Raw genomic sequence first — 20,706 nt, 5'->3', positions numbered from 1 at the left:
ATAGGCGGGCGCCCCGGGGACGGACAAACCTACTCAGTCTCGCCCGGTCGAGCGCCGCGGGCCAGGGCGTCCTGGTACTCCTTGACAGCCTTGAGTCTCTGCATGGGCTTAAGACGCTCGAACATGGTGTTGCCGTGCAGGTGATCGATCTCGTGCTGTAGGCACACGCAGAACAAATCGCCCGAAGCCTCGTAGCGAATCAGGTTGGCGTCCAGATCGTACGCCTCGACGACGACATGGTCGGGACGCTCGATCTCGCAGTTAATGCCCGGAATGGACAGGCAACCCTCACTAAAGGGCACCAGATGGTCACTCTGCTCAACAATGACGGGATTGATAAGCACGTACGGGTCGTAGTCGTTCTTGTCGGTGTAGTCGCAGTCGATGGTGACGAGCTGAATAAGCTCGCCGATCTGCGGGGCAGCCAGGCCGCAGCCGGCGTTCTCGAACATCATCTTCTTCATCTTCTCGGCAAGTGCCTCGATCGCCGGGGTAATCTCCTCGATGACGGCGCACTCCTGGCGCAGACGAGGGTCGGGCGACAGTACGATTCCGTTGGCTTCCATGGCCATCCTTTCGGGTTGTTACATCAAATCATAGGCATCGACGTCAACACTCACGCTCACGCCGCGCACGGAGCCCACCTCTTTGAGGCAGGCGTCGATATCGTCAGAGACATGGTACCCCACGGGCGACTTCACAAGCAGGTGGAAGCGATAACGGTCCTTGGCTCTTTCGATTACACACGAAGCCGGGCCCAGCACCTGCGGCACGGCACTCCCCGCCCGCAAAAAATCGGGCGCGGCGGCATGCCAGCGACGCTTGAGGAGCTTCGCGATGCGCCCAATATAATCCCGTGCATCATCTGCATTCGCCGACCACACCAAAATGTTGACTAGTCGAACAAACGGCGGATACAGCGCGTCGCGGCGCTGGTCCAGGTCGTGGTCGGTAAAGATCGAACGGTCATGCTCGGCAACGGCGCGAATGACCGGGTCCTCGGGCAGATAGGTCTGGATGATGACCTCGCCGGGGCGATCGCCGCGGCCGGCGCGCCCCGCCACCTGCTCCAGCAAATCGTAGGCACGCTCCCCCGCGCGAAAATCGGGCAGTTTGAGCGCAAAGTCGGCATTGACCACGCCCACGAGCGTGACCTCGGGAAAGTCGAGCCCCTTGGCGATCATCTGGGTGCCCAGCAGCACCGCGCAATCGGCGGCATCGAACTGCTCGAGCAGCTTTTTGTGCGCGTCCTTGCCACGCGTGGAGTCGGCGTCCATGCGAATGATGGCGACGTCCTCGGGAAGCATCTGGTGCAGTGCGTCCTCGATCTGCTGCGTGCCCAGGCCCATTTTTGCCAGGTAGCGGCTACCGCATTTGGGACAGCGGCTCGTGGGCGCCGGATACGGCTGCACGCGCCAGGACGACCCGCAGGTATGGCATTGCAGCGTGTGCGTGCGCTCGTGATACGTGAGTGCGGTGGAGCAGTGATTGCAGGTGGGGACGCAGCCGCACTCACGGCACATCAAAAACGGCGCAAAACCGCGGCGGTTGTGCAGCAACACGGCCTTCTCGCGACGCTCGACCACACGCTCCAAGCCCTCCATGAGCGGCTTTGAGAACATGGAGCGGCTGCCGTGCGAAAACTCGCGGCGCAGGTCGGCAATACGGACCGTAGGCAGCACGGCTTGTCCCGGGCGCTCGGGCATCTCGACGCGCGTCCAGGTGGCACCGTTATACGTGCCGCGGCGGCAGCGGTCGAGGGCCTCGGCAGAAGGCGTGGCCGAGCCCAGCACGAGTGGGCAGCGATAGCGGCGCGCCATCTCGGCCGCCACCTCGCGCGCGTGGTAACGCGGGCTGGAGCCTTGCTTGTAACTGGTCTCGTGCTCCTCGTCAATGATAATGAGACCCAGGTCGTTAAGCGGGCAAAAGAGCGCCGAGCGTGCACCGACGACCACGCGGGCGGCACCGCTGACGACCATATCCCACTGGTCCAGGCGCTCGCCGGCCGAAAGCCGCGAATGGAAAACGGCGACCGTCTCGCCAAAGCGCGAGCGGAAGCGGCCGACGGTCTGGGCCGTCAGTGAGATCTCGGGCACCAGCACGCAGGCCGAACGGCCGGCCGTCAGCACGCGCTCAATCGCCGAAAGATAAACCTCGGTTTTGCCAGAGCCGGTGACGCCGTCGACCAGCACCACGTCGCCATGAGCGTCCAGACGGGCGCGCTCAATCTGCGCGAGTGCCTGTTGCTGTCCGTTGGTAAGGGAGACTGGCGCCTTGCCGCTTGCCGAGGACAGCGTGGTCTGCTCGCTGCAGCCACGCCACGCACGGCGCTCCTCCACCACCACGACGCCGCGCTTTTCGAGCGCCTTGATGGTCGCCGACATGCTGTTATAGAGCAGGTTGAGGTCACGCGTCGTGACCGGTCCGCACTGGAGCGCCTCGATAAGCTGACGCTGGCGGACCGCGGTCTTGGGCGGCGTATAGCCGAAACCCTCGGGCGTGAGCATGACCCAGCGATTTTGGATGGGCTTGACGGCGGGGCGCTCAACCGCCCATACGCCGTCATCGCCCTTGACCACACGCGGGCTGCCGCCCGGAGGCAAAAACAGACGCAGACACTCAGAAAGCGTTGCGACGTACTCGCGGCTCATCCAGCGTGCGATACGGGCAGCCTCGGCGGTAAAGAGCGGTTTGCTGAGGATGGCCTCGATGGCTTTAATGCGCGCGGGGTCGAAGGCGTTGTTGCCCTGCAGGTCGCCCAGCTCAGGCGCAATGTCGACGATATAGCCCGCGGCGGCACGGTTACCAAAGTGGACCAGGACCGTGGACCCGATCTGTGCCTCGTTAGCAAGGGTTTGTGGGATGCCGTAGGCGAATGGCTCGGACAGCGCACGCGTCGGGATGTCGAGGACCACGCTCGCGTAGGCGGCGATGGGGTCAGGTGTATGCTCGGGCTTGGCCGGTGCAGCGGCAGGCACGGGCGCCGCTGGAACCTCCTCCGGTTCCGGCGAACCAAACAGCGACAGTTGTTGAGCCATACACCACCTCTAACGAACGGACCTGAAAGGGCTGGGACAAAATAATCAGTAGTGTTTGTCCCATGGCCGATACGAGTGTCGAGCGTGTTGCGCCGCTCGAACATGGGACAAACACTACTGATTATTTTGTCCCAGCAACACGCTCATCGGTACAGAAACAAGAGCCCCGCTCGGGTGAACGGGGCTCGGATACATACGTGTGCGCAGCGATTACAGTGCCATCGTGCGGGCGCGGTCGATGCGCGCCAGGCAGTCGTCGCGACCGACGAGCGCCATGGTCTCACCCAGCGGAGGGCTCACCATGTTGCCGCAGACGGCGACGCGCACGGCCTGGAACACCACGCGCTTCTTGAGGTCCATCTGCTCGGGCAGCGGCTCAAGCGCGGCGTCGATGGTCTCGGCAGTCCACTCGGTCAGGCCCTCGAGCGCGGCCTTGGCGGCATCCAGAATGGCGCCCATGCCTTCCTTGGCCAAGCCCTTGTTGACGGACTTCTCGTCATACTCGAGCGTCTCGGCCGTAGCAAAGATGGGAGCGGCGACGGTCACGGCGTCGGCCGGCATCTTGGTGCGCGGCTTGACGATGGCAGCGAGCGCGTCGATCCAGTCCTCGCCGTACTCGACGTTGCCCTCGATGAGACCCGCCTCGTGCAGCTCGGGGACCATGATCTCGTCGGCAAACTGAGCATCGGACATGCCATTGATGTACTCGGCGTTGACCCAGTCGAGCTTCTTGGGGTCAAAGGTCGCCGGATTCTTGGAGATGCGGTCGAGCGAGAACTTACTGGCCAGGACATCGCGCGGGATGATCGTGGTCTCGCCGTCGAGCGACCAGCCGAGCAGCGCCAGGTAGTTGACGAAGGCGTCGGACAGGTAGCCGGCGTCGCGGTACTCCTCCACCGAGGTGGCGCCGTGGCGCTTGGAGAGCTTCTTGCCGTCGGCGCCCAGGATCATGGAGATATGGGCGAACGTAGGCACGGGCGCGCCGAGGGCCTCGTAGACCATGACCTGGCGCGGGGTGTTGGACAAGTGATCGTCGCCGCGAATGACGTGGGTGATCTTCATCATGGCGTCGTCGACGACGGTCGCAAAGTTATACGTAGGCGTGCCATCGGAGCGGAAGATGACAAAGTCGTCGAGCTCCTTGGCGTCGAAGGTCACCTCGCCGTGGACGGCGTCGTGGATACGGACGTCGCCGCGGTCCTCGGGCACCTTAATGCGCAGGACGTAGGACTCGCCGGCCTCGATGCGGCGGCGTGCCTCCTCGGGATCAAGATCGCGGCAGCGGCGCTGATAGCCCTGGAAGGGATCCTTGCGCTCCTGGGCGGCCTTGCGATCGGCGTCGAGCTGCTCCTTGGTGCAGAAGCAGGGATAGGCCTTGCCCTCGTCCCAGAGCTTCTGGGCGGCCTGCTTGTACAGGTCCAGGCGCTCGGTCTGGGCGTAGGGGCCAAAGCCGCCGCCCACCTCGGGACCCTCGTCCCAGTCCAGGCCCAGCCAACGCATGGCGCGCAGGATGATCTGCGTATTCTCGTCGGTGGAGCGGGTGGGGTCGGTGTCGTCGATGCGCAGGATGAACGTGCCGCCGTTTGCACGGGCGAAAGCCCAGTTATAGATAGCGGTGCGGGCGCCGCCGATGTGCAGCTTGCCCGTCGGTGAGGGTGCAAAGCGGACGCGGACGTCTGATGCCATGGAAATCTCCTCGATTGCAGGATGGATGTCGAACCGCACCAGTATAAAGCAACAATGCCCACCTCCGCACAAAGGGCACCGACCCAGTCATTGGGCAGCTAATTTGGGACGGGGCTTTTTTAGCTACCCTATGTCGAGGTAGGCCTCTGGCTCCGAAGACTCCGGATTGGGTAGCTAAAAAAGCCCCGTCCCAAATTAGCTACCCCCAAAGCGATGTATGACTAGGTGCGGAAAGGGTGTGAATGTTTGATTTACGCGATATGATGTGCCCTTGCATAGAGAGCCCGGCGGAATGGTAACGGTCGCCGGGACACGTTTTTGAAAGGACAATCATGTCAGAAGAACTTCGTTCCATCCCACCCCAACACGGGTCCTTTGTTTTTACGTCGGAGTCGGTGACCGAAGGTCATCCCGATAAGATCGCTGACCAGATCAGCGACGCCGTCCTCGACGCAATCCTCGCCAAAGAAATAGAGCTCCAGGAACAGGGCTACATCGCCCCCAGCGGCGTGCCTGCCAACGTGGAGAACGTCCGCTGCGCCTGCGAGACCCTCGTGACCACCGGCACCGTCATCGTCGCCGGCGAGATTCGCACCCAGGCCTACGTCGACGTACAGGAAATCGCCCGCGGCGTTATCCGCCGCATTGGCTACAACCGTGCCAAGTTCGGTTTTGACTGCGACACCTGCGGCGTTATGAGCCTCATCCACGAGCAGTCGCCCGATATCGCCCAGGGCGTCGACGAGTCCTTCGAGACCCAGACCGGCGCTACCACCGACCCGATCGACCTGATCGGCGCCGGCGACCAAGGCATGATGTTCGGTTATGCCTCCAACGAGACCAAGTCCCTCATGCCCATGCCACACTACCTGGCAAGCCGCCTGGCCGAGCGCCTGGCCGCCGTGCGTCACGACGGCACCCTCGCCTATCTGCGTCCCGACGGCAAGACCCAGGTCACCGTGCGCTACGAGGAAGGCAAGCCCGTCGAGGTCACGACCATCGTCATCTCCACGCAGCACGCCGCCGAGATCGAGGACATGGGAAAGATCAAGGCCGACCTCATCGAGCACGTCATCACCCCGGTCATGGCCGCAGAGAACATGCCGTGGGACAACGCGGACATCTACGTGAACCCCACCGGTCGCTTTGTCGTGGGCGGCCCCATGGGCGACACGGGCCTCACCGGCCGCAAGATCATCGTCGACACCTACGGCGGCTACGGCCGTCACGGTGGCGGTGCCTTTAGCGGCAAGGACTGCACCAAGGTCGACCGCTCCGCCGCGTATGCCGCGCGCTGGGTCGCCAAGAACGTGGTCGCCGCCGGTCTGGCCGACCGCTGCGAAGTCGAGCTTGCCTACGCGATCGGCGTTTCCAAGCCCCTCTCAATCATGGTCGATACCTTCGGTACCGCGCATGTTGCCGAGGACAAGATCGTTGAAGCCGTAGAGGAAACCTTCGACCTGCGCCCGGGCGCAATCATCCGCGACCTAGACCTGCGTCGCCCCATCTACGAAAAGACGGCAGCCTACGGTCACTTCGGCCGAGAAGACGCCGACTTCACCTGGGAGAAGACCGACCGTGTCGAAGAACTCAAAGCAGCCTGCGGCCTGTAAGCTAACCCGAAAAGCTACAGCAAATAACAACGCACCAAAAGAAGTACCGACTCCAACCGGTACTTCTTTTTTATTTAAACGGTGGTGAAGATAAGCCGACCTGGGACATGGAATAGGTCACATGCCGATAAATATTGCGGCAGAGCGACTCCAACCATGTATCCTAAGTTCCGAGGGCTTTAGTATTTGGTCGATCGCGAGTTCCGCACGAGCCGGAGGCCAATTAATGTGGCCTCCGTGCGAGCAGGACTGTCCGAGCAGGCGACCAAATACTAAAGCCCTCGGAACGGCGGGACAGTGTATGCCCCGCCCTCGGGACGATGGGACAAAACAAAGGAGCACCCATGGCAGGCAAGCCGCAAACACTAGCTACGACCTCCGCATTCGAGATCTTGGGCCCCGTCATGGTCGGCCCCAGCTCATCGCACACCGCCGGCGCACTGCGCTGCGCACAAGTTGCCGCCAGCCTGCTGGAAGGCCGCATCACCAAAGTCACCTTTTGCCTGTGGAACTCCTTCGCCCATACCTACCGCGGCCACGGCACCGATCGTGCACTCGTCGCTGGCATCCTAGGCCTCGACACCGATGACGAGAACATCAAGCAGGCCTTCGACCTCGCACGCGAGCAGGGCCTCGAATATAACTTTGACATCAAGGGCGATGACGCCTCCATCCACCCCAACACCGTCGACATCGACATGGTCGACGACACGGGCGCTACGGCACAGGTCCGCGGCGAGAGCCTGGGCGGTGGCAAGATGCGCATCAGCCGCATTAACGGCGTCGGCGTTGACATCTCGGGTATGTACTCCACGCTCTTCGTGGCGCACCAGGATGTTCCCGGCGTGCTCGCCGCGCTCACGAACCTGCTCGCCTACGCCCACGTGAACATCGCCTTCTGCCGCACCTACCGCACCGAGGTGGGCGGCCAGGCCTACTCCGTCTTTGAGACCGACGGCGCGCCCGACGACACCGTCGTCCCTATGCTGCGCAAGCTCGACAATGTCGATTACGCGACCTTTATCGAGCTCCCCGGTTCTGCCTCGTCGCTCTCCCCCGGCGTCTCAGCAAAGGAAATCTTCGACGACGGCGAGCAGCTGCTCGATGCGTGCGAGGAACTGGGACTCAGCATCGGCGCCATCATGGCCCTGCGCGAGGCGCGTCTGACCGGCGAGGCCCACGCCGTTGCCGCCATGCGCCGCGTGCTCGACGTCATGCGCGAGGAGACCACGGCCCCCATCGTCAATCCGCAGCGCTCGCTCGGCGGGCTTATCGGCGGCGAGGCCAAGCTTGTCGATGCCACCGGCCGCAACGACCTTGGCTCAAACTTAATGGGCCCCGTCCAGACCGATGCCGTGGCCCGCGCCATGGCCGTCCTGGAGCGCTCCGCCACCATGGGTGTAATCGTCGCTGCCCCCACGGCAGGCTCCGCAGGCGTCGTGCCCGGTTGCGTGCTGGCGCTCGCCGATCACCTTCAGCTCGACGACGAGCAGGTGATGGACGCGCTCTACTGCGCAGCCGCCATCGGCCTCAACCTCACCACGAGCGCCTGCGTCGCCGGCGCCGAGGGCGGATGCCAGGCGGAGGTGGGAAGCGCCGCCGCCATGGCTGCCGCCGCACTGGTGCAGATGCTCGGCGGCACGCCCGAGCAGGCGCTTGACGCCAGCTCCATCGCGCTGAGTAACCTGCTGGGCCTCGTTTGTGACCCCGTCGGAGGCTTGGTCGAGGTGCCCTGCCAAAACCGCAATGCCATCGGCGTGGCAGCGGCCTTTAGCTCGGCACAACTCGCCCTCGCCGGCATTAAGAGTCTGGTGCCGTTTGACCAGATGGCACATGTCATGCTCTCGGTGGGCCACGCGTTGCCGGCCACGCTGCGCGAGACGGCAAAGGGCGGCATCGCGCAGGCTCCGGCCGCGCTTTCGGCCTGTGCAAAATGCGGTGTGTGCGGGTAGTGACCAAGAACGACTCGATAGTGGGACAACTGTCCCACCTCTTTTGAATGCCACCGTTTCCGTACCACAAACAACTAGGTAATCGCTATAATGCAAGCCCAGTAAAAACACGATGAGCCGCAAGGCGAAATTCGAAGGATATGCATACGATGTCGCAAAACGATCGAACTCAACTGATTCCCGATCCGCAGCAGCCGAGCAGGCACACCGGTGGCGTTCAGTCGCCGCGTCCTATCGCGCCGAGTCACGGTCAGCAGCGTGGTGCGGCAAACGCTCCCCAACGCCCGAACCATCAACGTCAGCAGCGCCAGGCAAACGGCAATGCGCCCAAGCAGCCCCCCGCGCACGGTCGAGGCGATCGCGGCCCCGCGCGCAAACCCGCCGAGAACAATAAGTCGGGCAAAAAGACGACGCTCTTTGTCGTCCTGGGTCTTATCGTCATTGTCTATATCGTAGGCGTCGTAGCGTTTTCGCAGGTAGCCTACCCCAATACCACCATCGCCGGCGTCGACGTCTCGTTTTCCAACGCTTCGTCTGCCGCCACCAAGGTCAACTCGGCATGGAAGCACTATAAGCTCACCGTGACAGGCGATGACTTTAGCTGGACCTATCAGCCCGAGTCCGATGAGCCCATCGTCGACGGCGAAGCAGCCGCAAAAGAGATTATCAGCCACAACGAAGCCTTTGTATGGCCGGTCCGCCTTGCGGAATCCTTAAGCGGAAAGACCAAAACAACCGCTACCTCCAACGAAGTCGATCTTGATCAAGACGTCGAACTGTCCATGCTCTCCGACACTTTTGACCAAAAGAAGTTTGAGGAGGATCTGGGCGCCGCCATCGACGAGTTTAACGAGGGGCGTTCGGGCACGTTCGAGGCCAATAGCTCCTATGACGAGCAGGCCGGCAAGTTTACCGTCGAGAAGGCGCGCTCCAACGAAAAACTCGACCGCGAGCATGTCATTAAGTATGCCGAGCTCGAGCTTGCCTCGCTGTCCGAGACCGTAGACCTTTCCAAGCTCGGCAACGATGCCTATGAGCCGCTCAATGGAACGCTGACCGATGATCAGATTCAGGCCGCATGCGATGCCGCCAACAACTTCCTGGGCGTCAACATGACCCTCAAGCTCAACGGCGAGGATGCCGGCAAGGTTGATGGCAGCTCCGTGTTGCAGTGGATCAGCTTTGCCGATCCGGCCAACCCCACACTCGATACGTCACAGATCAGCAGCTGGGCAACCGAGCTCGCCAACGGCTTTAACACCGTGGGCTCCACTCGCTGGTGGACGCGCGCCGATGGCAAGCAATGCGCAGTTGAAGGCGGCGACTTTGGTTGGTCCATCGACAGCGGCTCGCTCGCCAAGCAGGTCGAGGACGCCATTAACAACAAGCAGACCGGCGAAATCGAGATCAAGTACTCCCAGAAGGCCGACACCTTTACCGCAAAGGGAGAGCCCGACTGGAAGGCATACGTCGATGTCGATCTGTCCGAGCAGCACGCGCGTTACTACGACGAGAGCGGCAATATCGTGTGGGAGGCCAACTTTATCTCAGGAAAGCCGGGTGAGGACGCCACTCCCGAAGGCGTCTGGCAGATCAACAGCAACGACGGCGCGAGCACGCTGATTGGCGCCAAGGACCCCGAGACGGGCAAGCCCAAATACGAGAGCCCGGTGAGCTACTGGATGCCGTTTGAGGGCAACATGATCGGCTTCCACGATGCCACCTGGCAAAACGACAAGAGCTTCGATAACGCCGAGTCGTACAAGTGGTGCGGCAGCCACGGTTGCATCAACCTGCGCCTGGCCGACGCCAAGGCACTGCACGACTGCATCAAAGTCGGCCTGTGCGTGGTTGTCCACTCGTAGTGCAACGCGCGCATTCATACAGCGTGGAACCGCTGCGACCAATCTAACAGTTCCGAAAGAAACCGTCCTATGCGCCCGCCCCAACCGGTGGGCGCATATACTTATCGAGGTTCTTTCTATAAAGGAGACGCTATGCCGAATGTCCCCACGATCACCCCGGGCCCGGATAATACCGAGCACACGCCCGAAGGTATCACCGAAACGCTTCCTCTGATCACAGACGTACATGCCGACAAGGAGAGCGGACGCACGAACGACACGGCCGAGATTTCCGATGAAGAGGCATATGCCAAGCTCAAGGCAAAACGTGCCGAACGTCGACGCAAAAAACTGATTCGACGCGGCATTGCCGCCGGCATCGTGGGTGTCATCGCGCTCATTGCCATTGTCGCAACCCTGGTTATCAATGCGCAGCCACAGGGCGATAGCGGGCCTGCGACCGACATGGTGACCGAGGGCACGTTTAGCACAACGGTCGAAGCGAAAGGCCAGCTCAAACCCATTTCGTCCTCAGTGGTCTCCCCTTCTGTCGACGGCACGGTCGATTCGATAAACGTGCAGGCAGGCCAATCCGTCAACGAGGGCGACGTGCTTATGACCATTAAAAACGACGAGCTCGATCGCAACGTTGCCGAGGCGCAGCGCGCAGTTGCAGCAGCTCAGGAAGACCTCGCCAACGCGCAGAAAGCCGCAACTGCCGCGCAGGCCGCCCCAACGACGGACGTCGACGAAGCTTCCGCAGCGGCTGGCATCTCCGCCGCATCAGCGGACACGAACGCCGTATCGGCCGCGCAGCGCAGCCTCGCATCGGCCCAGGCAAACCTCGATCAGGCGAACGCCAAGGCCGCCAGCCGTACGATCACGGCCCCGAGCTCGGGCAGCATCGTGGAGCTCAACGCCAAGGTGGGCGCCACGGTAACAGGCGGCATGATCATGGGCGAAAGCGATACGAGCGGCGGCAAGCAGTGCATGCAGATCGCCGACCTGTCCAAGATGAAGGTGACGGTTCAGGTGGGCGAAAAGGATATCGCCAAAATTGCCGTGGGCCAAAGCGCCAACGTGACCTATCCCGCGTTTCCCGATATCGTGAGCCAGGGCACCGTCACGGCTATCGCCTCGGTGGCAACCTCCGACTTCTCCTCCGGGAGCGGCGGCAGCGTGACCTTTAACGTCGACATCCTCATCGAAGCACCCGACAGTCGCCTTAAGCCGGGTATGACTGCCGAGGTCTCGGTAGTGACCGAGAAGCTCGACGACGTGGTGATGGTGCCGACCATGGCGCTGATGACCGAAGATGGCGAGCACTATTACGTCAATCTGGCCACCGATTCGGAGGGCAAAAAGACGCGCCGCGTGAAGGTGACCGTCGTGACGCAAAACGACAACGAGGCCGTAGTCGGTAAGACGCAGGTCAAGCGCGACGACCAGGGCAACGAGATCAACCCTGGCGTGCCGGTTACCAAGCTGCGCGATGGCGACACCATCGTGACGGATACCGGCACAGGCATGGCGGCAGGCGGCGGCGACAACATGCCTGTCGACGAGGGCATGTAATGCGTCCCGTCATCGACATTCGCAACGTGCATCGCATCTTTGAGAGCGAGGCGGGTTGCGCCCATATCTTGCACAACGTGAGCCTGGCAGTAGATCCCGGCGAGTTCGTCGCCATCACCGGCCCCTCGGGCTCGGGCAAGTCAACGCTCATGAACATCCTGGGTTGCCTGGACAAACCGACGGCAGGCGATTATTACCTGCAGGGCCTCAACGTGGCCGAGCTCGATGATGACGAGCTCACCGAAGTCCGCGCCCTGAGCATCGGCTTTGTCTTTCAGAGCTTCAACCTGCTGCCGCGCCTGACGGTGATCGAAAACGTAATGCTGCCGCTGTCTTACACCAATGTGCCGCGCAGCCAACGCGAGATGCGCGCCGTACACGCACTGCAAGCCGTCACGCTTCCGGTCGACCATTGGGACCACCGCATATCGGAGCTCTCGGGCGGACAGATGCAGCGCGTCGCCATCGCGCGCGCCCTTGTCAACGACCCGCCCATCATTTTGGCCGACGAGCCGACGGGAAACCTGGACTCGACAACCGGGGCGCTTGTCATGGAAACCTTCCACAAGCTCCAGAAACGCGGCAAGACCATCGTTCTCATTACGCACGACCCCGGCATTGCCGCCAAGGCCGACCGTGCCGTGACCATTCGCGACGGTCGCATTCACGACGGCGCGTATATTCCGCATGCACCGCGGACCCTGCGCAGCGCCGTAGATAGCCTGCCCATGATTTCCGCCTCCGCCAACCCGCCGAAAGGAGTGATGGCATGAGCGCCCGCGATCTCATCCAGGAAGCCCTTCACTCGCTCGAGGCCAACAAGGGGCGCAGCCTGCTCACCATCCTGGGCATTGTCATCGGCATCGCCTCGGTCATTGCCATGACTTCGCTCATCGGCGGCATCCAAAACAGCTTGGTAAACAGCCTGGGCCTCAACGCAGCTCGCATGGTTCAGATCTATTCGTCCCAAGAACTCTCTGATTCTGACGTCCAGAAGCTTCAAAAACTGGTGCCGCAGATAGAACAGATCGGCATTGTCAACAGCGCGTACACCGAGTACAAGACCGGCGATAAAAGCTATACCGTCATGGCACAGGGTGTCGATAGCGACATGCTCGACGCCGTGGGTGCCAGTAAGCTCGTTGCGGGGCGCACCTACACCGATGTCGAGTCAAAGGCAGGCTCGCGCGTGGCGCTCATCAGCCGCGGCGGCGCCGATCAGCTTTGCGGCAACGAACGAGATGCGCTGGGAAAAACCATCAAGGTGTCCAACGGCGAGGTGCAGATTGTAGGCGTGATTGATGGCGGCAGCGACTCCATGGGCTCGCTCACTTTGTATATGCCACGTGAAACCATCTCCGGCCTATTTGGCGACGAGAATCCTTCATTCCCCAGCGTGACGGCACTTGCCGCCGAGGGCACGGACATGGATGAGCTCTGCAAGACCATCGAGTCCAAGGTGCGCGCGATGAAAGGCATCGCGGAGGATGATGAGTATGACAGTGTATCGGCGACCTCCATGAAAAGCGCCATCGATGCACTCAACTCCTTTATGGGCGCATTCTCGCTCATCATGGGTGCTGTCGCCAGTATCTCGCTGCTTGTCGGCGGTATCGGCATTATGAACATGATGCTCACCAGCGTGACTGAGCGCATCCGCGAGATCGGCATCCGTCGCGCGCTTGGTGCAAGCCGACGTGATATCACCTCTCAGTTTTTGGCCGAATCCTCGGCACTGTGCATCACCGGCGGCATTCTCGGTGTTGCGATCGGCTATCTGCTGGCATGGGGGCTCGCGTTTTTTGCCGCCAACTCGAGCATTATGAGCGAGTTTGGAGCCAGCGGGACGATTACGCCGAGCTTTTCCCTTACGACGGTGTTGCTCGCCTTTGCGGTTTCAGTCGGCATCGGCGTAATCTTTGGCTTCTACCCCGCCCGCCGCGCCGCAAAGCTCGACCCGGTCGAGTGTCTCCGCTATCAGTAAGCAACCACCCATACGTTGCGGTGAAATACTGACTGTTTATGCGTTTAAAAGCGCATATTAGACACTATTTCAACGTAACTTAGAAGGTGTCGGGGCATGACACTTCGCCCCAAATCAAATTGATTCGTTGAATAGACACATTACGGATTCTTTAGACGCATTTAATTCCACATATGGGTATTATCTCACACGAAGTACACGTGAAAGGATATGCTCATGTCGCTTACACAGTCAGCGGAGCGCGCAGCGCTCAACAAACTCATCGATTATCTCGACGACAACCCGCAGGAAAACATCGACAAAATCATGGACCTTGTGAACAAGCTGGTCCCCGATCGCGTATTTCCCGCGCAGCGCGAGGCGTTCACCAACGTCATCAAGAGCCGCGGCAATTGGTATGACCTGATCATGCGCGTTTTCACCCTCAATCCCAAGATGCGCGCCAAGTTGCTCAAGACGCTTATTGTCGACGGTAACCTGCTCGCTTGGCCGCAACAGGAGAAGAGCCGCGAAAAGTACCAGTGCAATATTCCGTGGGCCATCTTGCTCGATCCCACAAGCGCCTGCAACCTGCACTGCACGGGCTGCTGGGCAGCCGAGTACGGCTATAAGCAGAACCTCTCGTTTGAAGACATCGACTCCATCATCACGCAGGGCAAAGCGCTCGGCACGCATATCTACATCTATACCGGGGGCGAGCCGCTCGTCCGCAAGCACGACCTCATCAAGATCTGCGAAAAGCACCAAGATTGCGTGTTCCTCTGCTTTACCAACTCCACGCTCATCGACGAGGCATTCTGCGACGATATGATTCGCGTTGCAAACTTTGTTCCCGCCATTAGCGCCGAGGGCAACGAGCACACTACCGACGCCCGCCGTGGCGAGGGCACCTATGCCAAGATCGAGCACGCCATGAAGCTCCTGCGCGAGCGCAATCTGCCCTTTGGCATATCGACCTGCTGGACGAGCGCCAACGCCGATACCGTCGCCACCGAGGAAAACATGGACTGGATGATCGACGAGGGGGCGCTCTTCTGCTGGTATTTCCACTTTATGCCGGTCGGGCGCAACGCCACCTCGGAGCTCATGCCCACGCCCGAGCAGCGTGAGCACATGTATCACTTTATTCGCGAGATGCGCGAGAAAAAGCCACTCTTTACGCTCGATTTCCAAAATGACGGTGAGTATGTCGGCGGCTGCATCGCGGGCGGCCGTCGCTACCTGCACATCAATGCGGCCGGCGACGTGGAGCCGTGCGTGTTCATTCACTACTCAAATGCCAACATCCACGATGTAAGCCTGCTGGACGCGCTGCGCTCTCCCCTCTTTATGAAGTATTACGAGGGCCAGCCGTTCAACGACAACTACCTCAAGCCCTGTCCCATGCTCGAGAACCCCGACGTGCTGCCCAAGATGGTGGCCGAAACCGGTGCCACGAGCACCGACCTGGTCGAGAAGGAAACGCCCGAGCAGCTGCGTGAAAAGACCCGCGCCGCAGCCGAGGCCTGGGCGCCCGTGGCAGATCGCATTTGGAACGATCCCGACGATCCGCTCTACACCAAACGCCATGAGGACGAGACGCAGGGCATGGCCGACAGCGACATGCATAAGTTTGAACAACAGGGCCGCAAGCTCAAAAGCAACTGCTAGTGCCCGATAACGCAATTGCCAAAGAAGGCGCGAGGACACGAGATAGTCCTCGAGGCCCAGCGCCTTCTATATCTTCCAAAACCTCTTAAGTTGCGGTGAAATAGGGAGTGTTTAAACTGTTAAAAGGCCTATTCAGTCCCTATTTCACCGCAACTCAGGGGGGGGATAAGGCGCTCGTGCTATTCGAAACGAGATTCCAGACTCGATAGTCCGTTCAACGTCAGATTGTTTGCGACCTCCGAGATGCGCTCAATGGGCACCGAGCCATCGGAGAGCGCCCACGTGCGGTAAATGCCGATAATGCCCGAAAGCAAAAAAGCCAGATAGTAATCGAACATCTCGTCCTTGAGGCCGTGGGGCAGCAGGTCGCGCTCGGCAATCTCGTGCTCGAGCGGCACGCGCAAGCGCGTCATAAAATCGTCGAGCGGGATGTTTTCAATCAGCTGGCGATTGAGCACGAGGTTATTGCAAAGTGCCTCGTTGATGGTCTTAAAGAAGGTAGCCGCCGCTCCAAGGGCGCGCTCGTTGGGGTCACTGCCCATAGTGGAAAGCGTCTTTTCGACAGAGTCGACGATCATCTCGACCACATCGGCGGCGATGGCATCGAGCAGGCCGTCGACCGTGCCAAAATGCACGTAGAAGGTCTTACGATCGACATTTGCCTCACGCGCGATGGCACTCACGGTAATATCGGCAAGCGGTTTATCCATCAGCAGGCGCTCAAACGCAGAAAGGATGGCATTGCGGCTGCGAACGATGCGGCGGTCGAGGCGCGGTTTGCTGGTGTCCATGGACGTGTCCCTTCGGAATGCGAGCATTCATCAACAGATGAGAGTTAATCTACGTAAGAGGATTATCCCCCATCCGGCACAAAAAAGCCCGGCAACATGAAGAACGCACGACCAACTGTTACGCCTTAGGGAGCTTCTTTTTGTTCAAAGCAGCCGGGGACACACGGATGCCGTCGCCTGTCTGGCGCACATAGGCCTTATGCGACGGTTTGGCGGCCCCAGAAGCCTTCTGAGAATGCTGATTGGGATCCACCGTAACCGCGTTCACAGGATGGGGCTTTGCCGGCTTAGAGGACGTCTGAGGCGTTCGTCCGAGCTTGCGCATCACGCGATCCCAGCGCGCATGGATGCTCTCGTTGTGGGCGCTCTTAAGGCCCAGCAGGGGCGCAGCCAAAATGGTCGGCGCAATAAACGTAATGAGGCGCCACAGCAGATAGCCGGCGGTCGAAGCCGATCCAAAGAAATGACCCAGGAAAAGCGCGAAGCCACCCTCGGCACCGCCGGTGCCACCGGGCAGGGGAACAGCAGAGCTGAGGAGCTGAACAAAGGCGCTCGCGGCCATGACCGAGAAAAAGTCGACCTCGTGGTGGCCAAAGGCAAGCATCAGAAAATACGGCACCAGATAGAAAAACGCGAGCTGCAGCATGGTGATAAACACGGTGAGCAGCATGGACGAAAAATGACCAGCCGAAAGCTTGAACTTCTCGGAGAACGAATAGACCTCGCCATCGACAAACGTGCGCCATCCCTCGATCTTAGTGGACGAGACACCTATGCGCTCGAGCCAATTAATGATGCAATGGGCGACGCGCGTGACGGTCTTAGGCATGAGCGCGACGGCAAAGATACCTAGCAAGATGCAGCAGTGTCCGCCAAAGCTAAAGACGCACAGCAGTGTCATGTCGCCATAGCGCTCGGCGAAAAACGGCATGCGAGCAAGTAGCAGGATAGCACCCCAGGCAACAAGGCCAAACTGATACACGATAAAACGCGTGAACTGCGTGGCGCCGGCCTCGCCGACATTTTGGCCCGCTTTGGTCAGGCGGTAAATCTGGGCAGGAGTCGAGCCCATCATCATGGGCGTCAGGTTGCCAAAAAAGATGCCGCTCGCCTCGACAGAGATCAGGTCGCGAATGCCGACGGGTGAATTGGGGTCGAGCCAGACGGCGATCGCATAGGCCACAATGCCAAAGAACAGATACATGAACATGCATAGACATGCGACAACGAGCCAGGGCGCCTGGACGCTCGACATAGCAGCCCAGAACTGCCCCATCTGCCCGGTTACCACCAGATAGACGATATAACCCACCAGCACAACGCCGATAAAGATGGCGCCGCGGCGTGCGCTCTTATTGTCATCGCCGCCCGAGGCCTCAACCTCGACCAGGGGCTTGGACGTATGCTGAGAGGACTCCGTCATGAGACTCCTTCTAACAGTCAAAATAACTTGGTTATTGTACCCGTAAGGGCCATAAGCAGAACGTAAAGCTCTTGTTCAAACGGGAATTGCAGACGGTTGTTTGATAATAAAAAACCCGGCCTTCCGTTGGAAGTCCGGGTATCAGATGCATGGTAGCCCGTACCAGATTCGAACTGGTGATCTCCGCCTTGAGAGGGCGGCGTCCTAAACCGCTAGACGAACGGGCCATAAGTCTCGGCAGAAAAGAAATGGTAGCCCGTACCAGATTCGAACTGGTGATCTCCGCCTTGAGAGGGCGGCGTCCTAAACCGCTAGACGAACGGGCCACATGACATCTACACTGCCGTGCTGCGAGGAAATATATTACGGGACAAAAAACGCGAGCGCAAGAAAAAATTCCAAATTGCCGAAAATTTGTCGGCAGGTTATGGAACGCGCAGGTCAGCAAGGTAGTTAATTTGGGACGGGGCATTTTTAGCTGCCCTAGCCGTCAATCGACCGAACCGCCGGTGCTGCCGGCAGGGGTAGCTAAAAAAGCCCCGTCCCAAATTAACTACCCTAGGTTGAGATGGACCAAAAGAGCTTCGCGGTCGTTGGGGATGTTGTCCTCGATCACGGCGTCGAGCGCTGCGTTGAGAAGCTGACCTAGCTCGGGCCCCGGCTTCACGCCGGCGCGGATCAGATCGCCGCCGTTGATGGCGAGCATCTTGAGCGTATAGGGCTCCCCTGCCTCCAGTAGCTCCTGCGCCAGCGCGCGCATCTCCTCGATGGTCTCGACGTAATAGAAGCACGACGGGGCCTTGCCGAGCGTATCGGCACGCTTGAGATCCATGAGCTCGTCCATCAGGCGGGCGGTGTCGACGCCCTCGCTCGAAAGCGCGCGCATCATATTGAGCAGACAAGTACGCTCGGGGCGCAGCGGCTTGTCATGGTAATTGATGAGCAAGCACACGTCGCGCACCAAGTCGTGCGAAAGCGCCAGGCGATCCATAATGACACGCGCCTTCTTGGCCCCGAGCTCGGGATGACCGTAAAAGTGGCCGCTGCCCGCATGGTCGACCGTAAAACACTCGGGCTTGGAAACGTCGTGCAAAAACGCCGCCCACATCAGGCTCGACGAGGGCGCGACGCCGTCACACAGCGCCAGCTCCCCTGCCACCGTCAGCACGCGGGCAATATGCTCGTAAACGTTAAAGGCATGGTAGACGCTGCGCTGATCAAACCCGCGACCCGCTGCCAACTCGGGCACGGCGGCGCAAACAAGCTCGGGGTAGCGCAGCATGGCGTCTCCCCCGTGGCCGGTCGAAAGGATGCCCTCGAGCTCAATGCCCACACGCTCGCGCGCCACGGCATCGAGCAGCGGCGCGCACTCGGCAAGGGCACGCTTAGTCTCGGGCTCAATCACAAAGTCCAGGCGGCAGGCAAAACGCACCGCACGCAGCATGCGCAGGGCATCCTCGTTAAAGCGACGCTTGGGATCGCCGACGGCACGGATCAGCTTTCGTTCCAAATCACCCTGGCCGTCGTAGCGGTCGACAAGCCCGCGCTCGGGATGCCAGGCCATGGCGTTGACGGTAAAGTCGCGGCGCGCCAGATCGTCCTCAAGCGACGCCGCACGCTCCACGCTTTGCGGATGGCGGCCATCGGTGTAAAAGCCGTCCAGGCGGTACGTAGTGACCTCGATACGCTCGCCATCACTAATGGCGGTGATGCCGCCAAATTTAATGCCCGATTCAACCACCGCAATGCCGGCAGCCTCGAGTGCTACCTTGGACTCCTGCCACAGGCCGCTGCAGCACATATCAACATCGTGGCTGGGGCATCCCATAAGGGCATCACGTACCCAACCGCCTACGTACCAAGCCTCAAGACCAGCTGCCTCGAGCGCGCGTAGGACGCGCAGGGAGGCGGCTGACGGCTGCGTAGCGTTAAGCGAAACTGTGCACATTCCTGTGGCCTCCTGCAATTGCGAGTGTATTGATTGTTGGTTCTCAAGAAGTCTAGCAAGAAACAGAAAAAGGCGCACACACGAACCCACTTCGCGCACGATTGAGCCCCAAGGGCTCGACAGCAGGCTTAAAAAAGCACCCGTCTCGAAAATCCGAGACGGGTGCTCGACAAGCAAAGAATGTAACCGTGTGCCGCGCTAGCAAACCTGACGGATGGCAATACCCTTCTTGTACTCCTCCACCTTGGCAAAGTCACCCAGACCCGGGCACTCGACCACGTTGGCGCCGGTTGCCATCGACAGGCGCAGGGCGTCCTCGACGCGCTCGGGGGCGTCGTGCCACACGGACAGGAAAGCGGCCAGGGAGGAGTCGCCCGCGCACACCGTCGACAGCAGCTTAACCTCAAAAGTACGGTTGGCAAACCAGATGTGCTCGCCGTTGGAGAAGTACGCGCCATCGCCGCCAAGGGTCAGCAGCACGTTCTTAGCGCCCTTGGCGTGCAGCTCGGCCATGGCACCCTTGACGGACTCGTCGTCGCCGCCGCTTACCTTAATGCCAAAGATATCGAGCAGCTCGTCGTCATTAGGCTTAATCAGCAGAGGCTCCATGGCAATGAGGTCTGCCAGCTGATGGCTCGAGATATCGAGCACGAACTCGGCACCCTTTGCCTTAACACGGCGAAGCACCTCGGACAGGAAACCCTCGGAAGTGTTGGGGGGCAGTGAGCCGCTAATGACCAGACAGGTCATGTCGTCGAGCGAATCGATGAGCTCGAACATCTCCTGCTCGTTGGCCTCGTTGATGGCGGCACCGGCGTTGACCATGTTGTACTCGGTATCGGGGCCCGCGTTGAGGAACACGTTGACGCGCGTGATGCCATCGGTCCACACGGGCTTGACGGGTACGCCCAGGGCCTCGGCGCCCTTGACGATAAACTCGCCAGAAAAGCCGGCGAAGAAGCCCAGGATCGTGGTGTCGACGCCGTAGTGATCGAGGGTGAACGAGACGTTGAGACCCTTGCCGTTGGGCGTGTAAACGGCGTTGCGGGTACGCGTGACGGTGTTGGCGTCAAGACCGTCGCAGGCGATGTTGTAGTCGATGGCGGGATTTGCAGTGAGCGTGTAAATCATGAATGTTCCTTTCACAAGGCAACGTGTTAATGAAAGTATATTCCACACATCGGTAAAAGGCTAGGACAACT

Annotated in this window: 14 protein-coding genes and 2 tRNA genes; 7 read left to right on the top strand and 9 right to left on the bottom strand. The window is 60.4% G+C overall.

The genetic code is table 11. The features are described from left to right. Positions 1 to 29 precede the first annotated feature (29 nt). From def to gltX, 3 genes are all read right to left on the bottom strand, one after another. Complete coding sequence (gene def / locus DW123_RS05235; protein WP_117742857.1) at positions 30 to 566, bottom strand: peptide deformylase; 537 nt, start codon at positions 564 to 566, stop codon at positions 30 to 32. An 18-nt stretch (positions 567 to 584) separates the two neighbouring features. Beyond that, on the bottom strand, positions 585 to 3,038 hold the full coding sequence (gene priA / locus DW123_RS05230) for a primosomal protein N' (protein ID WP_118273451.1): 2,454 nt from the start codon (positions 3,036 to 3,038) through the stop codon (positions 585 to 587). A 210-nt stretch (positions 3,039 to 3,248) separates the two neighbouring features. Beyond that, positions 3,249 to 4,724, bottom strand: coding sequence for a glutamate--tRNA ligase (gltX, locus tag DW123_RS05225; protein ID WP_118273450.1), 1,476 nt, complete (start codon positions 4,722 to 4,724; stop codon positions 3,249 to 3,251). Between the two features lie 332 nt (positions 4,725 to 5,056). On the opposite strand from gltX, the gene metK reads away from it, so the two are divergent. The 7 genes from metK to DW123_RS05190 all read left to right on the top strand — a co-directional run bounded on the left by metK (position 5,057) and on the right by DW123_RS05190 (position 15,342). After that, entirely contained in the window at positions 5,057 to 6,337 is a 1,281-nt protein-coding gene (metK, locus tag DW123_RS05220; protein ID WP_118273449.1) for a methionine adenosyltransferase, read from the top strand. 344 nt (positions 6,338 to 6,681) lie between these two features. Further along, positions 6,682 to 8,289, top strand: coding sequence for an L-serine ammonia-lyase, iron-sulfur-dependent, subunit alpha (gene sdaAA, locus DW123_RS05215; RefSeq protein ID WP_118273448.1), 1,608 nt, complete (start codon positions 6,682 to 6,684; stop codon positions 8,287 to 8,289). Between the two features lie 149 nt (positions 8,290 to 8,438). After that, positions 8,439 to 10,154, top strand: coding sequence for a L,D-transpeptidase (locus DW123_RS05210; protein WP_158570735.1), 1,716 nt, complete (start codon positions 8,439 to 8,441; stop codon positions 10,152 to 10,154). Positions 10,155 to 10,286: 132 nt separating this feature from the next. After that, entirely contained in the window at positions 10,287 to 11,708 is a 1,422-nt protein-coding gene (locus DW123_RS05205; RefSeq protein WP_158570734.1) for an efflux RND transporter periplasmic adaptor subunit, read from the top strand. Beyond that, positions 11,708 to 12,481, top strand: a complete 774-nt coding sequence (locus tag DW123_RS05200; protein ID WP_118273445.1) for an ABC transporter ATP-binding protein — start codon at positions 11,708 to 11,710, stop codon at positions 12,479 to 12,481. The genes DW123_RS05205 and DW123_RS05200 overlap by 1 nt, the downstream gene beginning before the upstream one ends. Further along, positions 12,478 to 13,692, top strand: a complete 1,215-nt coding sequence (locus DW123_RS05195; RefSeq protein WP_117762932.1) for an ABC transporter permease — start codon at positions 12,478 to 12,480, stop codon at positions 13,690 to 13,692. The genes DW123_RS05200 and DW123_RS05195 overlap by 4 nt, the downstream gene beginning before the upstream one ends. A 216-nt stretch (positions 13,693 to 13,908) precedes the next feature. After that, complete coding sequence (locus tag DW123_RS05190; protein WP_118273444.1) at positions 13,909 to 15,342, top strand: radical SAM protein; 1,434 nt, start codon at positions 13,909 to 13,911, stop codon at positions 15,340 to 15,342. A gap of 179 nt (positions 15,343 to 15,521) precedes the next feature. On the opposite strand, the gene DW123_RS05185 is transcribed toward DW123_RS05190, so the two are convergent. From DW123_RS05185 to DW123_RS05160, 6 genes are all read right to left on the bottom strand, one after another. Then, positions 15,522 to 16,133, bottom strand: a complete 612-nt coding sequence (locus DW123_RS05185) for a TetR/AcrR family transcriptional regulator (protein ID WP_158570733.1) — start codon at positions 16,131 to 16,133, stop codon at positions 15,522 to 15,524. Positions 16,134 to 16,251: 118 nt separating this feature from the next. Further along, positions 16,252 to 17,556 (bottom strand): lysylphosphatidylglycerol synthase transmembrane domain-containing protein, encoded by a 1,305-nt coding sequence (locus DW123_RS05180; RefSeq protein WP_118273442.1) that lies wholly within the window; start codon positions 17,554 to 17,556, stop codon positions 16,252 to 16,254. A gap of 150 nt (positions 17,557 to 17,706) precedes the next feature. Further along, positions 17,707 to 17,783, bottom strand: a tRNA-Glu gene (locus DW123_RS05175). Between the two features lie 22 nt (positions 17,784 to 17,805). Further along, positions 17,806 to 17,882: transfer RNA gene (locus DW123_RS05170), tRNA-Glu, on the bottom strand. Positions 17,883 to 18,109: 227 nt separating this feature from the next. Next, the gene (locus tag DW123_RS05165; protein ID WP_118273441.1) at positions 18,110 to 19,504 is read right to left on the bottom strand and encodes a CCA tRNA nucleotidyltransferase; all 1,395 of its coding nucleotides are present in this window, start codon (positions 19,502 to 19,504) and stop codon (positions 18,110 to 18,112) included. A gap of 198 nt (positions 19,505 to 19,702) precedes the next feature. Then, entirely contained in the window at positions 19,703 to 20,635 is a 933-nt protein-coding gene (locus tag DW123_RS05160; protein WP_118273440.1) for a 1-phosphofructokinase family hexose kinase, read from the bottom strand. Positions 20,636 to 20,706: the final 71 nt, after the last annotated feature.

Source organism: Collinsella sp. AM10-26 (assembly GCF_003472525.1).
GTDB lineage: Bacteria > Actinomycetota > Coriobacteriia > Coriobacteriales > Coriobacteriaceae > Collinsella.
This window is presented reverse-complemented; position numbering and strand designations above follow the sequence as displayed.

Coding starts and splice junctions, on each gene's coding strand:
- def (WP_117742857.1), bottom strand. CDS start 566: ATGGAAGCCAACGGAATCGTACTGTCGCCCGACCCTCGTCTGCGCCAG.
- priA (WP_118273451.1), bottom strand. CDS start 3,038: ATGGCTCAACAACTGTCGCTGTTTGGTTCGCCGGAACCGGAGGAGGTT.
- gltX (WP_118273450.1), bottom strand. CDS start 4,724: ATGGCATCAGACGTCCGCGTCCGCTTTGCACCCTCACCGACGGGCAAG.
- metK (WP_118273449.1), top strand. CDS start 5,057: ATGTCAGAAGAACTTCGTTCCATCCCACCCCAACACGGGTCCTTTGTT.
- sdaAA (WP_118273448.1), top strand. CDS start 6,682: ATGGCAGGCAAGCCGCAAACACTAGCTACGACCTCCGCATTCGAGATC.
- DW123_RS05210 (WP_158570735.1), top strand. CDS start 8,439: ATGTCGCAAAACGATCGAACTCAACTGATTCCCGATCCGCAGCAGCCG.
- DW123_RS05205 (WP_158570734.1), top strand. CDS start 10,287: ATGCCGAATGTCCCCACGATCACCCCGGGCCCGGATAATACCGAGCAC.
- DW123_RS05200 (WP_118273445.1), top strand. CDS start 11,708: ATGCGTCCCGTCATCGACATTCGCAACGTGCATCGCATCTTTGAGAGC.
- DW123_RS05195 (WP_117762932.1), top strand. CDS start 12,478: ATGAGCGCCCGCGATCTCATCCAGGAAGCCCTTCACTCGCTCGAGGCC.
- DW123_RS05190 (WP_118273444.1), top strand. CDS start 13,909: ATGTCGCTTACACAGTCAGCGGAGCGCGCAGCGCTCAACAAACTCATC.
- DW123_RS05185 (WP_158570733.1), bottom strand. CDS start 16,133: ATGGACACCAGCAAACCGCGCCTCGACCGCCGCATCGTTCGCAGCCGC.
- DW123_RS05180 (WP_118273442.1), bottom strand. CDS start 17,556: ATGACGGAGTCCTCTCAGCATACGTCCAAGCCCCTGGTCGAGGTTGAG.
- DW123_RS05165 (WP_118273441.1), bottom strand. CDS start 19,504: ATGTGCACAGTTTCGCTTAACGCTACGCAGCCGTCAGCCGCCTCCCTG.
- DW123_RS05160 (WP_118273440.1), bottom strand. CDS start 20,635: ATGATTTACACGCTCACTGCAAATCCCGCCATCGACTACAACATCGCC.